The sequence below is a fragment of the Streptomyces sp. NPDC057743 genome (assembly GCF_042798755.1).
Taxonomy (GTDB): domain Bacteria; phylum Actinomycetota; class Actinomycetes; order Streptomycetales; family Streptomycetaceae; genus Streptomyces.
Window position 1 is genome coordinate 229,688 of the sequence record NZ_JBHVJX010000006.1, and the last position, 16,160, is coordinate 245,847.

Consider the following 16,160-nt stretch of genomic DNA (forward strand, 5'->3'; position numbering starts at 1 on the left):
GCGGTGCGAAATGTCAGACCCCGCACGCATAAGTGGTCACGCAGGGTCGATATCGGGTTGTGTCCTAGGCGTGACTCGTCGCAGGGGGGAGTCAGGGGCGCGCTCGGGTACGCTCCGTGGGGTGCGAGTGGTTCTGTGGCGCAGTAGTTGCGGTGCTGTCCGACGGACGGCTCCGGGCTCCCGAGTGCGCACCGCTCGCCGTGGGCCAGGCCCCGACGACCCCCCATGTTCGACTCCCCGCGCTGTGCGTCGCACAGTATGCCGCACGCATACTCCCTTGCGCTGGAATATGCCCGAAGCGGTTGTTGCGGTGACTGAACGTCAACCATGCTGTGCTTCGCCGGAGTCACGCACCGTGACTCCGTGGAGGCGCGAGGCGATGTTTCCGCCGGTTCGGATGGTGTGAGCGGTGCAGGTGCTTCAGGTGCAGTTGGAAGTGCGGCCCGACCCCTCGGAAGTGGGGCGGGCCCGGCGGTGGGCCAGGTCGCGGCTCGCGGGATCGGGCATAGGGGCGGACGAGCCGCTCGCCGAGACGCTGATCCTGCTGATCTCCGAGCTGGTCACCAACGCCGTGGTGCACACCGGTGCGTCGGCCCGGGTGCGGCTGTGCTTCTCCGGCAGTGGTGCCGTGGTGGGCACCGTACGGGTCGAGGTGGTGGACACCAGCGCGCGTCCGCCGCGGCCCCGGCACGCGGACGGCGAGGACACCAACGGGCGCGGTCTGGAGTTGGTCGACGGCCTTGCGGACCGCTGGGGTTGGCAGCGCGAGGGTGCCGGCAAGCGGATCTGGTGCGAAGTGGACCGCGGGCAGGCGCTGCTGATGGCGGCCGGCGCGGACCTGGGGGCGTACGACCCGCACTGCGCCGCGACAAACCGGGCGTAAGCCGCTGAATCGGTTCGCCAGGCGCGGAATTAGTCCAGACCAGGTGTTGACGCGGCGTGGGCCGGTGATCAGTCTTGGGGGAGCGATGTCGCCGTGAGGGGACGTCAAGGCCACAGCGGGTCGGCGCGCCGTGCGTGCGGTGCGCCGGGTACGGGTACGGGTCCGGGGGGCCGGGCCCGGGTGCCGTCGCGTCGGACCGGCCGTCCCTCGCGAAGTGCCAGGGGCCCGCGGCCTTGACGAGTGCGGATCGCTGCCGGAGTCGGGTGGCGGTCCACGGTGCCGTGCTCGGGGCGCGCACCGCGCGCCGCCACCTGGCCGGCCCGGGCGCCGGGTTGGGCTCTCACAGCACCGCCACCGGTGCGACCGGGGCGCCGGTGGCGCCGACGAACGGCTCCGCCGGCGCGGACAGGAGGAAGGCGTAGCGCCCCTCCTGCGCGCAAGCCCGCGACAGCTCCTCCAGGTTCCAGTTCTGGCCCTGGAGCATGCCCATCTCGACCAGGTGCAGGGCGTGCACCGGCAGCCACAGCCCCTCGATCTCCGGCGGGAAGACCTCGAAGGTCAGGGTGTCGTTGGCGACCGCGGCCACCTCGCGGGCGTGGAACCACTCCGGGGCGCGCAGCGAGAGCCCGGGCGACGGGAACGCGTACGCCTCCCGGTCACCGGCCAGGTAGTGCGTCAGGTGCCCGGTGCGGACCAGGAGGACATCGCCGGAGTGGACCCGCGTCCCGGCCAACTCCTCGGCGGCGGAGAGGTCTTCCGGGGTCACCGCGTGCCCGGGCGGCAGCCGGTCGGTGCCGCGGGCCCGGGCCACGTCCAGCAACACCCCGCGGGAGACGATCGGGGTGGCCTTCTCGATGCCGACCGCGGTGGCGCCGCGGTGCGCGGTGACGGTGTCTGCGGGACGGCCGTTGTAGAGCCGGCCGGAGTGCGAGACATGGGCCAGGCCGTCCCAGTGGGTGGCGGCCTGGAGGCCCATGGTGACGGTGTCGTCGGAGGTGGCGACGGTGCCCGGGCCGAAGAGCTCGTGGTTGATGGCGACCATGGTGTGCAGCGGGTTGATCCGCCCCGGGATCAGGCCGGTCTGCACGCCGTCGTGCGAAAGCGGCAGCGCCAGGGGGACCCGGTGGCCGCTGCGGACGGTCGCGGCGGCGGCGCGCACCACGTCCGGGGTGATCAGGTTCAGGGTGCCGAGCTCGTCGTCCGGGCCCCAGCGGCCCCAGTTGTTCACGCGCCGGGCGATGTCGTGGAACTCCTGGGGGAGGGGCATGGGGCTCCTTGGGGAGGCGTGGTGGGCGGCGCCCGGGTGTTTGTACTGCTGGCGTTGGGGTCGTACGGCTCGTGTGGGGCGTCTCGTACGGCTCGTGTTCGGGGTCTTGTGCTCGGCCGGCGCGTGCTCAAAAATCTAACGGTCCGTCAGAAACCGTGGGAAGGGGCGCGGCATGGGGAACTTCTTGGCCGGCAAGGTGGTCGCCGTCACGGGGGCCGGCCGCGGCATCGGGCGGGCGGTCGCCCTCGCGGCGGCCGCCGAGGGCGCGAAGGTGGTGGTCAACGACTACGGCGTCGCCATCGGGGGCGGCGAGCCCAGCAGCGAGGTCGCGGCGGCGGTGGTCAAGGAGATAACGGCGGCCGGGGGCAGCGCCGTTGCGGTCGCCGACGACGTCTCCACGATGGCCGGCGGGCAGCGGATCGTGGACACCGCGCTCGCCGAGTACGGGCGGATCGACGGCGTGGTGTGCGTGGCCGGCATCCTGCGCGAGCGGATGCTCTTCAACATGTCCGAGGAGGAGTGGGACCCGGTGGTCGCCACCCACCTCAAGGGCACCTTCACGGTCTTCCGTGCCGCCGCGGCCGTGATGCGCAAGCAGAAGTCCGGCACGCTGATCGGCTTCACCAGCGGCAACCACCAGGGCAGCGTCGCCCAGGCCAACTACGCCTCCGCCAAGGGCGGAATCATCTCGCTGGTGCGCAGCGCGGCGCTGGGCCTGCACAAGTACGGGGTCACCGCCAACGCGGTGGCGCCCGTCGCCCGGACCCGGATGTCGGCCAACGTGCCGATGGAGCTCAAGGAGATCGGGGAGCCGGAGGACGTCGCGGCGTTCGTGGTCTACCTGTTGAGCGACCGGGCACGGCAGGACGGGGTCACCGGGCAGGTCTACACGGTGGCCGGGCCGAAGATCGCGGTGTGGGCCCAGCCTAGGGAGCTGCGCTCCGTTTATGCCGACGAGGGCGGGTGGACGCCGGAGCGGGTCGTCGAAGTCGTGGCGGGATCGGTGGGGGTCGATCCGATGCCCATGCTGGCGCAGTTGGCGGAGATGGCTCGGGCGGCCGAGGCCGCGGAGCGGCCGAATGCGTAAGTCTCTTGGCGTCGTCTTCGGCTGTCCCGCCGTGGCGCCTGCGGCGGGCGGAGCCGCTGCCCGGGGCTTTCGGGGGGCGGTGACGGGCCTCCGGGGTGGGGTGTCCGGACTGCTTCGCTTTACGTCCGGACACCCCACCCCTCCGGCCCGTCACCTCCCGTTGGTGGGTGGGGAGTTGGTGGGTTGTGGTTGCTGGGGGAGGGAGGGGTTCGGTGTTTGAGGTCGAGGATGAGGCGTTTAGGCGGGAAGCGCGGGAGTGGTTGGTGGGGCATGTGGTGGGGCCGTTTGCCGCGTTGGGGGCGGCGGGTGGGCCCGGCAGTGAGCATGTGGGGGTGGGGGTTCGACGGGAGTGGGAGCGGGAGTTGGGGGGTGGGGGCTGGATCGGGTTGGGGTGGGACCGGACGCACGGGCGGTTCGGGAACCGGGCCGGGTCGTTGGCGCAGCAGGTGGTGTGGGCCGAGGAGTACGCGCGGGCGGGGGCGCCGGGGCGGGTGGGGCACATCGGGGAGAACCTGCTGGCGCCGACGTTGATCGCGTACGGGGACGAGGCGCAGCGGAGGCGGTTCCTGCCGGCCGTGGCGCGGGGCGAGGAACTGTGGTGCCAGGGGTACAGCGAGCCGGGGGCCGGGTCGGACCTGGCGGGGCTGCGGACCGTGGCGGTCCCGGACGGTGGCCGGTACCGGATCAGCGGGCAGAAGGTGTGGACCTCGTTGGCGGCGGAGGCCGACTGGTGCTTCGTACTGGCGCGGACGGACCGCGCGCAGCGGCGGCATCGGGGGCTGTCGTTCCTGTTGGTGCCGATGGACCAGCCGGGGCGGATCGAGGTGCGGCCGATCCGGCAGATGACCGGGACCGCGGAGTTCAACGAGGTGTTCTTCGACGGGGCGGTGGCGCGTGCCGATCACGTGGTGGGCGGTGCGGGCCGGGGGTGGCGGGTGGCGATGGGGCTGTTGGCGCGGGAGCGGGGGGTGTCGACGCTCGTGCAGCAGATCGGGTTCGCGGGGGAGTTGGCGGAGGTGGTGGGGGAGGCGGTGCGGGGCGGGGCGGTGCGCGATCCGGTGCTGCGGGAGCAACTGGTGGCGCAGTGGGCCGCGTTGAAGGTGATGCGGTGGAACGCGTTGCGGACGTTGGCGGGGGGTGATGCGGGGGCGCCGAGCGTGGCGAAGCTGTTGTGGGGCGGGTGGCACCGGCGGCTGGGGGAGCTGGCGATGGCGGTGCGGGGGGCCGTCGCGGCGGTGGGGCCCGGCGACTGGTCCGCCGAGGAGCCGTATCAACTCGATGCGCTGCAACGGCTGTTCCTGTTCACCCGGGCCGACACGATCTACGGCGGCTCGGACGAGATCCAGCGCAACATCATCGCCGAGCGGGTGCTCGGCCTGCCCAGAGCGGAGCGGGAAATGCCCGGAGCGGAGCGGGAATGAAGGGCGTCATATTCGACGGCGAGCAGGTCCGGGTCGTGGGCGATCTTCAGGTGCGCGATCCGGGGCCGGGCGAGGTGCTGGTGGGCATCCGGGCGGCCGGGTTGTGTCACAGCGACCTGTCGGTGATCGATGGCACGATTCCGTTTCCGGTGCCGGTGGTGCTGGGACATGAGGGCGCGGGGGTCGTGGAGGCCGTCGGGCCGGGAGTGGTGCATGTGGTGCCCGGGGACCATGTGGCGCTGTCGACGCTGGCGAACTGCGGGACCTGCGCGGAGTGCGACCGGGGACGGCCGACGATGTGCCGCAAGGCGATCGGGATGCCGGGGAAGCCCTTTCGGCGGGGCGGAGCGGAGCTGTTCAACTTCGCCTCCAACTCGGCGTTCGCCCAGCGCACGGTCGTCAAGGCGGTGCAGGCCGTGAAGATCCCGAAGTCGGTGCCGCTGACCTCGGCGGCGCTGATCGGGTGCGGGGTGCTGACCGGCGTGGGGGCGGTGCTGAACCGGGCGCGGGTGGACCGCGGGGAGTCGGTGGTGGTGATCGGGGCCGGCGGGATCGGTCTCAACGTCCTCCAGGGCGCGCGGCTGGCGGGTGCTTCGGTGATCGTCGCGGTGGACGCCAACCCCGCGAAGGAGGCGGCGGCGCGACAGTTCGGCGCGACGCACTTCGTCGACGCCTCGGCGGTGCCGGACGGCGTGCGGGCGGTGAAGGAGATCCTGCCGACCGGGGCCGACCACGCCTTCGAGTGCGTGGGCAGCACCCGGCTGATCCGGCAGGCGATCGACGTGCTGGACCGGCACGGGCAGGCGGTGCTGCTGGGCGTCCCGCCGGCCGCCGCCGAGGCGTCGTTCCTGGTCTCCTCCTTGTACCTGGACAAGTCCATCCTCGGTTGCCGCTACGGCTCCTCCCGCCCCCAACGGGACATCGCCCTCTACGCCCGGCTGTACGAGGAACGCCGGCTGCTGCTGGACGAGTTGGTGACCGCGACGTACGGGGTCGAGGACTTCGCCAAGGCGGCGGACGACGCGCACCACGGGCGGGTGGCGCGGGCGGTGCTGGTGTTCGGGGAGTAGCCGGAGGGGTGTTGGCCCGATCCTGTTGAGCCCTGTCCCTCCGGCCACTCGTCCGGCCGCCCCCGCCTCGCCGAAGCTGCTGGGGTGACTCACACCTCGCCCGATCTGCCCGTACGCGCCGAGGCCCCCGCGAGCGCGGGGCCGCCGCCCGGCCCTTCCCCCGCCCGTCGTCGGCGGCCGCACCGGGCCTGGTCGGTCGCCGCCGTCACCTTCCTCACCCTGATCGGCGCGGCCGGCTTCGCCTCGCTGCCCGGCCTGTTGATCGATCCGCTGCATGACGAGTTCCACTGGTCGCGCGGCACCATCGGCTTTGCGGTCTCGGTCAATCTCGCCCTCTACGGGCTGACCGCGCCGTTCGCGGCCGCCCTGATGGACCGCTTCGGCATCCGTCGGGTGGCGGCCGCCGCGCTGACCGTGATCGCGGTCGGCGCCGGCCTCACCGTTTACATGACCGCGAGCTGGCAACTGATCCTGCTCTGGGGCGTGTTGGTCGGCCTGGGCAGCGGCTCCATGGCGCTGGCGCTGGCCGCGACCGTCACCAACCGCTGGTTCGTCGCCCGCCGCGGCCTGGTCACCGGCGTGCTGACCGCCGCCGGCGCCTCCGGTCAACTGATCTTCCTGCCACTGCTGTCGATGATCGTCGAGCGGCACTCCTGGCGCCCGGCCGCGGTGACCGTCGCGCTGGCCGCCCTCGCCGTCGTCCCGTTGGTCTGGCTGCTGCTGCGCGACCATCCCGCGGACGTCGGCGTGCGCCCGTACGGGGCCGAGGAGTTCGTGCCCAAGCCGCCGCCGCGGCACGGCGCCGCCCGCCGGGCCCTGCGCATCCTGGTCTCGGCGGCCAAGACGGGGCCGTTCTGGCTGCTGTCCGGCACCTTCGCGATCTGCGGCGCCACCACGAACGGCCTGGTCAAGACCCACTTCGTGCCGGCCGCCCACGATCACGGCATGCCGATGACCGCGGCCGCCTCGCTGCTGGCCGTGATCGGCATCTTCGACATCGCCGGCACCGTCGGTTCCGGCTGGCTCACCGACCGCTTCGACACCCGTCGCCTGCTCGCCGTCTACTACGGCCTCCGCGGCCTCTCCCTCCTCTTCCTCCCCGTCCTGCTCTCCAGCACCGTCCATCCCCCGATGGTCTTCTTCATCGTCTTCTACGGCCTCGACTGGGTCGCGACCGTGCCGCCGACCCTCGCCCTGTGCCGCCTCTACTACGGGGAGGACAGCGCCATCGTCTTCGGCTGGGTCCTCGCCGCCCACCAGGTGGGCGCGGCCCTCATCGCCTACCTGGGCGGTCTGGCCCGCGACGCGTTCGGCACCTACGACCCGGTCTGGTACGCCTCGGGCGCCCTGTGCGCGCTGGCGGCGCTGATGGCGCTGGTGCTGCGGGGGCGGGCGGGGGCGCGTACCTGAAGCGTGCCGTGGTGGCGGACGCCCGCCGTGGAGTCCCGGCCTTGGAGCGGGCCGGAACTCGGCGCGGTGGGCGGCGCGTTGGGGGCGCCGGCCCGCGGCCCTACGGGGCGAGCCGGCCGAAGGCGCCCCGGTGGAAGAGGAGCGGGCCCCGGTCGGCGGCGTTCGGGTCGGTGCCGAGGGCCTCGACGCGGCCGACGACGATGAGGTGGTCGCCGCCGGTGTGGACGGCGTGGATCGTGCAGTCGATCCAGGCGGGGACGTCGGCGAGGCGGGGGGAGCCGGTCGCGGGGGCCGGGGTGTGCCGGACGCCGGCGAACTTGTCGGCGCCGCTGACCGCGAACGCGCGGCACAGTGCGTCCTGTTCGGCGCCGAGGACGTTGACGCAGAACGCGCCGGCCCGCGCCAGCCGCGGCCAGGTCGTCGAGGTGCGGCCCACCATGAACGCCACCAGGGGCGGGTCCAGGGAGAGCGAGGCGAAGGACTGGCAGGCGAAGCCGGCCGGGCCCGGCTCGCCGGGGGCCGTGATGATCGTGAGGCCGCTCGCGAAGTGGCCCAGCACGGACCGGAATTCGGCCGGGTCCAGGGGGGCGCGCTCGTCGTCGCGGACGGCGCGCAGCGCGGGGCGGGGCGCGGCGGGGGCGTTGGTGGCCACCGGCGCGGTGGTGGGGGCGCCTACGGAGCGCAGATAGCGGACGGCCGTGGCCGCCATTCCCGCGTGTCCCATCATGTCTTCCATTGAATCTGATGGAGTGTCAGGTTGGAAGGGGTGGGACGCCACTCGCACGGGTGGTTTGGCGTGCAAGGGCGCGCTCTAGTAAGGAAATTGGGGGGAAGTTGGGGGCGCGTTCCTGATTGGCCGCCGAGCGCTCGGGTACCTTCCACCTCGGCCGAGCCGTAGCCAAGTACGGGGGAGTGTTCCGGTATGGCCGATGCGTCACCGCCGCCCTGCGGGCAGGCGGCAGGGGCTCGCGATGCCCGCTCCGCCGGGCGGGCCGGGGCGTTGGAGGCGTTCGACGAGGTCTTCTGCGGGCTGCTGCCGCGGCTCTACCGGCGGGCCGTGATGCTGGCCGGCACCAGGCAGTCCGCCGAGGACGTGGTGCACGAGGCGTACCTCAAGCTGGCCGCCCGCCCCCAGCGCCTCCTCGCCCACCCGGAGCCGTACGCCTACGCCTTCACCGCCGTCCTCAGCGTCGCCCGGGACGCCCACCGCAGGGAGCGGCGGCAGGTGCTGGTGGAGGAGGTGGCGGAGGTGGCGCGACCGGACGGGCCGGGGCTCGGCGCGGGGCTCGACCAGTGGGACGGCGGAGTGGCGCGCCGACACGCGGAGTTGGAGGCGGTGCGGTTGCTGGGGCGGCTCTCCCACCGGCAGGCGGGCATCGTGATCCTCGTCGATCTGGACGGGTACACCCTCGATCAAGCCGCGAAGATCATGAAGGTGCACCGGGGCACCGCCGCCCGCCACCGGGCCCGCGCCCTGGACAGGTTGCGCGCGTACCTCGTTGAATCGGAACACGGGTGGGCCGGGAGGTGAGCGGCACGGTGGGCGCGGGATCGCGGTACGGGCCGGGTGGGCAGGGCGAGGCCGAGGCGTTGCTGCGGGCCAGGCTGCGGGCGGCCGACGAGGAGATCGAGGCGCCCGCCGGCCTGTGGGAGCGGGTCAGGGAGCCGGCGGCGGGCCGGCGGGGGAGGGTCCCGGCACCCCGGGGCGGTGCCCCCGCGCCCGGATTGCCGCGCCGGCGGCCGTACTTCGTCGCGGCGGCGGCCGTGGTGGCGGTGGCGGCGGTCGTGCTGGGGGTGTGGTGGCTGGTGTGGCGGCCGGGGGCGGTGGACGTCCGGCCGGCCGGGCCGCCGACGACGGTGCCGCTCACGGTCTACAACAGCGAGGCCGCGTGCCGCGCGCCGCACACCCTGGAGTGCGCGCTGCGGCTGGCCGAGGACCCGCACCGTCCGTACGCCGCACCGGGGAACACCGCGGGACGGGTCTGGCACGGGCAGGTGCTGGCCGCCCGGTGCGTGATCACGGACGGCCAGTTGGTGCGGGACGAGCAGGGCATCACCTCCAGCCGGTGGTACCGGGTCCGCACCGCCCAAGGGGCGCAGGGGTGGCTGCCGGGGGTGCGCACCCGTAATACCCGCGAGGTGCCGAACTGCCCTACGGGCGGCGGTGGTTGAGCGGGCCCAGGTGAACGGGGGCGGGGCGACCCCGCACCCGTCCGCTCACCTCCCCCGGAACATGGGCCGGCGGCGGGCCACGAACGAGGCGACGCCCTCCTGTGCATCGGCCGTCGTCATGTTGATCTCCTGTGCGGCGGCCTCGGCGGCCAGCGCCGTCGCGCGGTCGCCGTCGAGCGAGGCGTTCACCAGCTGCTTGGTGAGGGCGAGGGCCCGGGTGGGGCCGGCGGCGAGCCGCTCGGCCCACTGCCGGGCGGTGCCCGCCAACTCACCGTCCGGTACGACCCGGTTGACCAGCCCCAGCCGCGCGGCCTCGGCGGCCGGCACCGCGTCGCCGAAGAACATCAGCTCCTTGGCGCGCTGCGGGCCGATCAGCCGCGGCAGCAGATAGCCGCCGCCCCCGTCCGGGACCAGGCCGCGGCGCACGAACACCTCGATGAACCGGGCCGATTCGGCGGCCAGCACCAGATCGCAGGCGAACGCCAGATGCGCGCCGAGCCCCGCGGCGGTGCCGTTGACGGCGGCGAGCACCGGCTTCTCGCAGTCCAACACGGCGCCGACGAGCCGTTGGGCGCCGCCGCGGAGCAGCCGCGCGACATCGCCGGCGACCCGGTCGCCGGCGGACGGCGCGCCGCGCAGGTCCGCACCGGAGCAGAAGCCCTTGCCGGTGCCGGTGAGCAGCACGGCCCGGACGTCGGGGGCGGCGGAGGCGGCGGCGAGGTGGTCGATGAGGCGTTCGCGCATGGCGGGGGTGAGCGCGTTGAGGGCGTCGGGGCGGTCGAGGGTGAGCGTGACGACGCCGTTGTCAGTGGTGTGGAGTATCAAGGAATCGACGGGTTCGGCAGTGGGTTCGGCGGCGGGTGCCGCCGGGGCCGGGTCGGTGGCGGTTGCGGAACGGGGGGACGGTGCGGGCGACATGGGGGAGCGACTCCAGGAGAAGGGGCGGTCGGGGGTGCCGGCGCGGCGGTCAGTGGCAGATCGCGAGCGCGTCCAGTGCGACGGCGCCCTGGCCGCGGGGAAGCACGACCAGCGGATTGATGTCCAACTCGGCCAGTTCGCCGTCGAGTTCCAGAGCCATCCGCTGCACCCGCAGCACGGTCTCGACCAGCGCGTCGGTGTCGGCGGGCGGCATCCCCCGGACGCCTTCCAGGAGGGCGTGGCCGCGCAGTTCGCGGAGCATGGCGCGGGCGCGGGCCTCCCCGAAGGGCGGCACGCCCACCGCGATGTCCCGCAGGACCTCCACGAGCACCCCGCCCAGGCCGACGGAGACGGTCGGCCCGAAGAGCGGGTCGGGGGTGACGCCGACGACCATCTCGACGCCCCGCTCGACCATCTGGCAGACCAGGACGCCGTCCAGCGGCTGGTCCTCGTAGCGGGCGATGTCGGTCAGCTCGCGGTAGGCGTCGCGGACCTGGCTGGCGGAGGTCAAGGCGATCTTGACGAGGCCGAGTTCGGTCTTGTGGGCGAGCTGTGGCCCGGAGCCCTTCATCACCACCGGATAACCGACCTGGCTCGCCGCCCGGACGGCCGCGGCGGCGCTGGTCACCAACTGCTCGCGCGGCACGCGGATGCCGTAGGCGCGCAGCAGTTGCTTGGCCCCGTGCTCGCTGAGCTGCTGGCCCGGCTGGAGCAGCATCCGGGCCTTGCGGACGGCCGGGGAGGCCGCGCGGGGGGCGTCGTCGAAGGGGGAGCGGTAGTCGGCGGTGAAGCGGTGGTGGTCCAGGTAGGCGCGGACGGCGGTGATGCAGTTGGCGAAGGTGCGGAAGGTCGCGACCCGGGAGGAGCCGAGGAGGGTGCGGCGATAGGCGTCCTCGGTGCCCACCGGCGAGCCCCAGACGACGCAGACCAGCTTGTCGGTCCGCTCGGCCGCGTCCACGAGGTCCTGCGCCAGCTTGTCGCTCATCGGCGGGAAGGGGCCGGTGATCGGGCAGATCAGCACGCCGACGGCGGGGTCGGCGAGCAGCGCGTCGATGATCTTGCGGCCGCGCCAGTCGCCCACCGGATGCCCGCCGTTGTCGATCGGGTTGGCGACGTGGAGGTAGTCGGGTATCCACTGGTGGAGTTCGGCCTGCTTGGCGTCGGAGAGGGTGGGCAGCGGCAGGCCCGCCGCGGTCGCCAGGTCGGCGAAGTGCGCGCCGGTGCCACCGGAGATCGAATAGATGGCGACGCCCTCGGCGGTGGGTTTGCGGGCCCGGGCCAACAGCGCCGCGGTGTCCTGGAGCTCGTCCAGGCCGTCCACCCGGATCACGCCGAACTGCCGCAGCGCGGCGTCCACCACCTCGTCCGCGCCGGTGAGTTTGCCGGTGTGCGAGGCGGCGGTCTTGGCGCCGGCCTCGGTGCGGCCGACCTTGACGACGACCACCGGCACCTTGTTACGGGCCGCGCGGTCGGCGGCGAGCAGGAAGCTGCGGCCGTCCTTGAGTCCTTCCACATACGCGGCGATCGCGCCGACCTCCGGACGGGAGGCGAAGTAGGAGAGGAAGTCGGCGGTCTCCAGATCGGCCTCGTTGCCGGTCGGTGCCCAGTGCGAGAGGCGGACGCCCAGCTCCTGGAGGGTGAAGACCGGCCTGCCCTGGTGGCCCGACTGCGTGATCAGGGCGATGGCCGGCCCTTCGAGGTCGTCGCGGAACCGCTCGAAGGCGTTGAGGTTGGTGTTCGGCCCGAGCAGCCGCAGGTCGGAGCGGGCGACCGCCTCGGCCAGCCGGGCCTGGGCGGCTGCCCCGTCCCGGCCGGTCTCGGCGAAACCGGAGGCGAACGCGACGGCGAACTTCACCTTGGCCCGGTCCAGTTCGTCGATGACCGGAAGCGGGTCACCGACCAGCAGCACGGCGAGGTCGACGGTCTCCGGCAGCTCGGCGACGCCCGGGTAGCAGACCAGCCCGAAGACCCGCTCCCGTCCGGGGTTGACGGGGTGCAGCCGGGCGCCGACCCGCTCCGCCCAGGCGATCAACTGGCGGGTGATGCCGGTGTTGGGCCGGCCTTCGCGGTCGGAGGCGCCGATCACCGCCACCGACTCGGGCCGGAAGAAGCGGTCCAGGTCCGGCACCGGCGCGTGCAGCGGGCGCCCGCTGACGTCCAGGTCGGCGCCGACCGAACCGCCCGCCCCCGCACCGCCGTTGAGGAGCCGCGGACCGTCGGCTCCGTCGGTGTCGCTGATGCCGTGGACGGTGTGGGGTGGATGCTCCCCGCAGGCCACGACGCGGGCCGGCCGGGAGTGCGTGGTGAGGGTGCCGTGAGTCGATCCAAGCATCGCAGACGCCCGCTCCTGTGTGACGGCTCTCGTGGACTGCGCGCCGCACCGCGCTCGGCAGCGGCCAATCGCTAGCTGACGCTCAGTCAGATTACTGAACTGACGCTCTGTCAGGAATGGGTGTGCGCGGGAAACGTGATGCGCACGGGCGGAGGCGCTGGTTCCGGGGCGGGGGCCCGCCGCCCGGCGCTCCCCCCTTGTGGACGCGTCCGCCCATGCGTTGAATTGACGTACCGTCAGAATCAGACGGGCGTGCGTAACGGGATCTCGACAGAGGTGGGCGAATGACGGCACGGTTCGATCTGCCGGAGGCGGACGCCTTCACCCGGACGTACTGGGACGCGGCGGCCGAAGGGCGGCTGCTGCTGCGCCGGTGCCGGGTCGAGGGGTGCAGGGCGGTGCACCACTACCCGCGCGAGTTCTGCCCGCGCTGCTGGAGCGACGACGTCACCTGGGAGCCGGCCACCGGCCGCGCCACCCTCTACACCTGGTCCGTCGTGCACCGCAACGACCTCCCGCCCTTCGGCGGCCGCGTCCCCTACGTCGCGGCCGTGGTCGAACTCGCCGAGGGGCCCCGGATGATGACCGAGGTGACGGACTGCGCGGAGCCGGACCTGCGGATCGGGATGCCGCTCACGGTGCACTTCCGCACCGAGCCGCGACCGGACGGAGCGGGGGACGGCGGTTACGCGATACCGGTCTTCCGGCCCGCGCCGTGAGGGGAGCGAGGAGAGCGAGAGGAGGGGCCGGGCGACCCGGTAATCGAGTGGCGGCCCACATTAATTGAGTGGTGGTCCGCCCCGCGTCTCGGAGAAGGTGTCCCGGTGCTGATCCGAGACGCGAACGCGGCCGACTGGCCCGCGATCTGGCCCTTCTTCCGGTCCGTCGTACAGGTCGGCGAGACCTACACCTACCCCCAGGACATCGACGAGCCGACGGCCCGCGAGCTCTGGATGCTCCGGCCGCCCGGTCGCACGGTCGTCGCCGTCGACGACTCCGGGACGGTGCTCGGCTCGGCCAAGATGAACCCCAACCAGACGGGCAACGGTGCGCACATCGCCGGCGCCAGTTTCATGGTCGACCCACGGTACCGCCGGCGCGGCACCGCACGGGCCCTGGGTGAGCACGCACTGGCCTGGGCCCGCACCGAGGGTTACCGGGGCATGCAGTTCAACGCGGTCGTGGAGAGCAACACCGGTGCGGTCGCCCTCTGGCAGTCCCTCGGCTTCCGGATCATGACCACCATCCCCGAGGGCTTCCATCACCCCACCGAGGGCTACGTGGGGCTGCACATCATGTACCAGCCGTTGTGAGACCGCTCCGGCGCTGCCCTACGCCTACGGCCAGAGCAGCTCCCGCTCCCAAACCCCGCCGGAGCGCCGGTAGTTGAGCCGCACATGCTGGCGCCGGTGCTGATCGCCCTGGAAGAACTCGACCTCGTCGGCGTCCAGTACGTACAGCGTCCAGCTCGGGACCGGCGCGTCCGGTTCGCGGCGGGCGCGCTCCCAGGCGGCGTCCGCTGCGCGCGCCAACTCCTCGGCGGAGCCGAGCACCTGGCTCTGTCGGCCCACCAGGGCGGCGGCCAGCGCGCCCGTGGAGCGGTGGTGCAGATCGGCCGCGCTCTCCTGTGGCCCGGCCGCGGCCACCGTGCCCCGGATCCGCACCTGACGGCCGACCGCCGCCCAGTAGAAGGCGAGCGCGGCCCGCGGACGGGCGGCCAGCTCGCGGCCCTTGCGGCTGTCGCGGTGGGTGCCGAAGTGCCAGCCGCGTTCGTCGGCGTCGTGCAGCATCACGATGCGCACGGACGGGTCGCCGGCCGCGTCCGCCGTGGCCAGGGACATGGTGTGCGGCTCCGGGACGCCGGCCTCGGCGGCCTCCCGCAGCCACTGCCGGAACAGCGGCAGCGGCTCGGCGGGCGCCCGCTCCGCCGCGAACGACGGCAACTCGCCCTCCCAGACCCGCAGTCCGCACAACAACGCCCGAAAGGCCCGGGCCTCGTCGTCGGCGCGGGGGCCGGGGGAGAAGCCGGCGCCTTGGGAGTCGTCGGGTTCCAGAGCGCCCCCACCGGCGCGGTGATCCATGTGTGCGGCCATGCCGGGCAGCCTACGCGCGGCCCCCACGCCCCGAACCGCAGGCCGGGTAGATGGCAGGCCGGGTAGCCCCTAGGGGCTACCGACGCCCGAACCGCAGTCGCCCGCCCCCGCCCCCGCCCCGCACAAGCACCACCGGCCTACCCTCGCCCCAGCACCACCGTCCCCGACGAGCAGAACCACCCGCCGGTCCCGGACGCGACCGCGAGCCGCGGCGGCGCACCGCCCGCCTTGTGGACCTGCCGGCCAGGGCCGGCCTCGCCGCGGAGCTGCCGCACCGCCTCGACCAGCAGGAACAGCCCCCGCATCCCGGGATGGCAGGCGGCCAGCCCACCGCCGTCGGTGTTGACCGGCAACGCACCGTCCCGCAGCAGCCGCCCGTCCTCGACGAACGCCCCACCCTCCCCCTTGGCGCAGAAGCCGAGGTCCTCCAGCGTCACCAGGGTCATATAGGTGAAGGCGTCGTAGATCTCCGCGAGGTCGATCTCCGCGGGCCGCACGCCGGCGCGCGCGAAGGCGAGCCGACCGGAGACGGCGGCCGGGGAGACGGTGAAGTCGTCCCACTCCGACATGGTGGTGTGCGAGACGGCGGTGCCCGAACCGAGCACCCAGACCGGGGGTTTGGCGAGGTCGGCCATGTAGTCCTCGGCGACGAGCAGCACCGCGCAGCCGCCGTCGGAGCGGATGCAGCAGTGCAGCTTGGTGAACGGGTCGGCGATCATCGGCCCGGACAGCACCTCGTCCACGGTGACCGGCTCGCGGTACATGGCGTCCGGGTTGGTGGCCGCGTTCGCCCGTGCCTGGACGGCTACCTGGGCCAGCTGCTCCAGGGTCGTCCCGTACTGGTGCTGATGGCGACGGGCGGCCATGGCGTACTTGGCGATCAGGGTGTGCCCGTAAGGGGCCTCGAACTGGAGCGGGCCGCGGGCGCCGAAGGACAGGTTGGCGGTGCGGCGCCGGGCCTTGATGTCGGCGCGGGCGGTGGAGCCGTAGACCAGCAGGACGGCGTTCGCGTGCCCGGCCGCGATCGCGTCGGCGGCGTGCGCGGCCATCACCTCCCAGGTGGCGCCGCCCACCGAGGTGGAGTCCACCCAGGTGGGACGCAGCCCCAGGTACTCCGCGACCTCGACGGGCGCGAGGGTGCCGAGCCCGGCCGAGGCGAAGCCGTCGATCAGCGACCGGTCGAGCCCGGAGTCGGCGAGGGCCCGCCGGGCGGCCTGCGCATGCAGGGCGTACGGGGTGGCCTCGTCCACCCGTCCGCAGTCCGCCAACGCGACTCCGGCGACGGCGACTTTGCGGTTGCGGAGCGGGGCCTCTGACGTCAGCGACATGAATCTGACGGTACATCAGATAGGCGAGAGTGGGCAGGGTGAGCGTGCGGCGCGACGATCGAACGGCCGTCACTCGAAGGCGAGGAGAGGGGGTGCCACCGTCCACCCCCGCTCTCTAGGAAACTCCGCCCCCCAGCCCTAATATGACGCTCCGTCAGATCGCATGCATGCTCGTCGCA

15 protein-coding genes are annotated in these 16,160 nt (G+C 73.4%); 9 read left to right on the top strand and 6 right to left on the bottom strand.

The genetic code is table 11. From position 1 onward, the window contains the following. The first annotated feature begins 409 nt into the window (after positions 1–409). A complete protein-coding gene (locus ACFVFQ_RS09445; protein ID WP_383411370.1) occupies positions 410–883 on the top strand; it encodes an ATP-binding protein in 474 nt (157 codons plus the stop codon). A 340-nt stretch (positions 884–1,223) separates the two neighbouring features. On the opposite strand, the gene ACFVFQ_RS09450 is transcribed toward ACFVFQ_RS09445, so the two are convergent. After that, complete coding sequence (locus ACFVFQ_RS09450; protein ID WP_383411373.1) at positions 1,224–2,150, bottom strand: cyclase family protein; 927 nt, start codon at positions 2,148–2,150, stop codon at positions 1,224–1,226. Between the two features lie 172 nt (positions 2,151–2,322). Between ACFVFQ_RS09450 and ACFVFQ_RS09455 the strand changes: the two genes are divergently transcribed. From ACFVFQ_RS09455 to ACFVFQ_RS09470, 4 genes are all read left to right on the top strand, one after another. Then, entirely contained in the window at positions 2,323–3,237 is a 915-nt protein-coding gene (locus tag ACFVFQ_RS09455; protein ID WP_383411376.1) for an SDR family oxidoreductase, read from the top strand. A 212-nt stretch (positions 3,238–3,449) separates the two neighbouring features. Beyond that, the gene (locus ACFVFQ_RS09460; RefSeq protein ID WP_383411379.1) at positions 3,450–4,658 is read left to right on the top strand and encodes an acyl-CoA dehydrogenase family protein; all 1,209 of its coding nucleotides are present in this window, start codon (positions 3,450–3,452) and stop codon (positions 4,656–4,658) included. Next, complete coding sequence (locus ACFVFQ_RS09465) at positions 4,655–5,728, top strand: alcohol dehydrogenase catalytic domain-containing protein (RefSeq protein ID WP_383411381.1); 1,074 nt, start codon at positions 4,655–4,657, stop codon at positions 5,726–5,728. The genes ACFVFQ_RS09460 and ACFVFQ_RS09465 overlap by 4 nt, the downstream gene beginning before the upstream one ends. 84 nt (positions 5,729–5,812) lie before the next feature. Further along, positions 5,813–7,138 (top strand): MFS transporter, encoded by a 1,326-nt coding sequence (locus ACFVFQ_RS09470; RefSeq protein ID WP_383411384.1) that lies wholly within the window; start codon positions 5,813–5,815, stop codon positions 7,136–7,138. A 100-nt stretch (positions 7,139–7,238) separates the two neighbouring features. On the opposite strand, the gene ACFVFQ_RS09475 is transcribed toward ACFVFQ_RS09470, so the two are convergent. Further along, entirely contained in the window at positions 7,239–7,874 is a 636-nt protein-coding gene (locus ACFVFQ_RS09475) for a flavin reductase family protein (RefSeq protein ID WP_383411387.1), read from the bottom strand. A 186-nt stretch (positions 7,875–8,060) separates the two neighbouring features. Here ACFVFQ_RS09475 and ACFVFQ_RS09480 point away from each other — a divergent pair, with 186 nt between their 5' ends. Together ACFVFQ_RS09480 and ACFVFQ_RS09485 are read left to right on the top strand one after the other, a co-directional pair. Further along, positions 8,061–8,669, top strand: coding sequence for an RNA polymerase sigma factor (locus ACFVFQ_RS09480; RefSeq protein ID WP_383411390.1), 609 nt, complete (start codon positions 8,061–8,063; stop codon positions 8,667–8,669). After that, a complete protein-coding gene (locus tag ACFVFQ_RS09485; protein WP_383411393.1) occupies positions 8,666–9,310 on the top strand; it encodes a hypothetical protein in 645 nt (214 codons plus the stop codon). The genes ACFVFQ_RS09480 and ACFVFQ_RS09485 overlap by 4 nt, the downstream gene beginning before the upstream one ends. Before the next feature lie 45 nt (positions 9,311–9,355). Here the strand turns inward: ACFVFQ_RS09485 and ACFVFQ_RS09490 are convergent, their stop codons facing one another. Further along, complete coding sequence (locus ACFVFQ_RS09490) at positions 9,356–10,228, bottom strand: enoyl-CoA hydratase/isomerase family protein (protein WP_383411396.1); 873 nt, start codon at positions 10,226–10,228, stop codon at positions 9,356–9,358. A 49-nt stretch (positions 10,229–10,277) separates the two neighbouring features. Then, complete coding sequence (locus ACFVFQ_RS09495; protein WP_383411399.1) at positions 10,278–12,560, bottom strand: acetate--CoA ligase family protein; 2,283 nt, start codon at positions 12,558–12,560, stop codon at positions 10,278–10,280. Between the two features lie 284 nt (positions 12,561–12,844). On the opposite strand from ACFVFQ_RS09495, the gene ACFVFQ_RS09500 reads away from it, so the two are divergent. Both ACFVFQ_RS09500 and ACFVFQ_RS09505 read left to right on the top strand, forming a co-directional pair. Then, complete coding sequence (locus ACFVFQ_RS09500) at positions 12,845–13,279, top strand: Zn-ribbon domain-containing OB-fold protein (RefSeq protein WP_383411402.1); 435 nt, start codon at positions 12,845–12,847, stop codon at positions 13,277–13,279. A 105-nt stretch (positions 13,280–13,384) separates the two neighbouring features. Further along, the gene (locus tag ACFVFQ_RS09505) at positions 13,385–13,873 is read left to right on the top strand and encodes a GNAT family N-acetyltransferase (protein ID WP_383411405.1); all 489 of its coding nucleotides are present in this window, start codon (positions 13,385–13,387) and stop codon (positions 13,871–13,873) included. Positions 13,874–13,897: 24 nt separating this feature from the next. Here ACFVFQ_RS09505 and ACFVFQ_RS09510 read toward each other — a convergent pair whose 3' ends face one another. Together ACFVFQ_RS09510 and ACFVFQ_RS09515 are read right to left on the bottom strand one after the other, a co-directional pair. After that, the gene (locus ACFVFQ_RS09510) at positions 13,898–14,653 is read right to left on the bottom strand and encodes a pyridoxal 5'-phosphate synthase (protein WP_383411408.1); all 756 of its coding nucleotides are present in this window, start codon (positions 14,651–14,653) and stop codon (positions 13,898–13,900) included. A 137-nt stretch (positions 14,654–14,790) separates the two neighbouring features. Then, a complete protein-coding gene (locus tag ACFVFQ_RS09515; RefSeq protein WP_383411410.1) occupies positions 14,791–15,981 on the bottom strand; it encodes an acetyl-CoA acetyltransferase in 1,191 nt (396 codons plus the stop codon). Between the last annotated feature and the right edge of the window lie 179 nt (positions 15,982–16,160).

Coding starts and splice junctions, on each gene's coding strand:
- ACFVFQ_RS09515 (WP_383411410.1), bottom strand. CDS start 15,981: ATGTCGCTGACGTCAGAGGCCCCGCTCCGCAACCGCAAAGTCGCCGTC.
- ACFVFQ_RS09455 (WP_383411376.1), top strand. CDS start 2,323: ATGGGGAACTTCTTGGCCGGCAAGGTGGTCGCCGTCACGGGGGCCGGC.
- ACFVFQ_RS09500 (WP_383411402.1), top strand. CDS start 12,845: ATGACGGCACGGTTCGATCTGCCGGAGGCGGACGCCTTCACCCGGACG.
- ACFVFQ_RS09475 (WP_383411387.1), bottom strand. CDS start 7,874: ATGGAAGACATGATGGGACACGCGGGAATGGCGGCCACGGCCGTCCGC.
- ACFVFQ_RS09490 (WP_383411396.1), bottom strand. CDS start 10,228: ATGTCGCCCGCACCGTCCCCCCGTTCCGCAACCGCCACCGACCCGGCC.
- ACFVFQ_RS09510 (WP_383411408.1), bottom strand. CDS start 14,653: ATGGCCGCACACATGGATCACCGCGCCGGTGGGGGCGCTCTGGAACCC.
- ACFVFQ_RS09495 (WP_383411399.1), bottom strand. CDS start 12,560: ATGCTTGGATCGACTCACGGCACCCTCACCACGCACTCCCGGCCGGCC.
- ACFVFQ_RS09450 (WP_383411373.1), bottom strand. CDS start 2,150: ATGCCCCTCCCCCAGGAGTTCCACGACATCGCCCGGCGCGTGAACAAC.
- ACFVFQ_RS09465 (WP_383411381.1), top strand. CDS start 4,655: ATGAAGGGCGTCATATTCGACGGCGAGCAGGTCCGGGTCGTGGGCGAT.
- ACFVFQ_RS09480 (WP_383411390.1), top strand. CDS start 8,061: ATGGCCGATGCGTCACCGCCGCCCTGCGGGCAGGCGGCAGGGGCTCGC.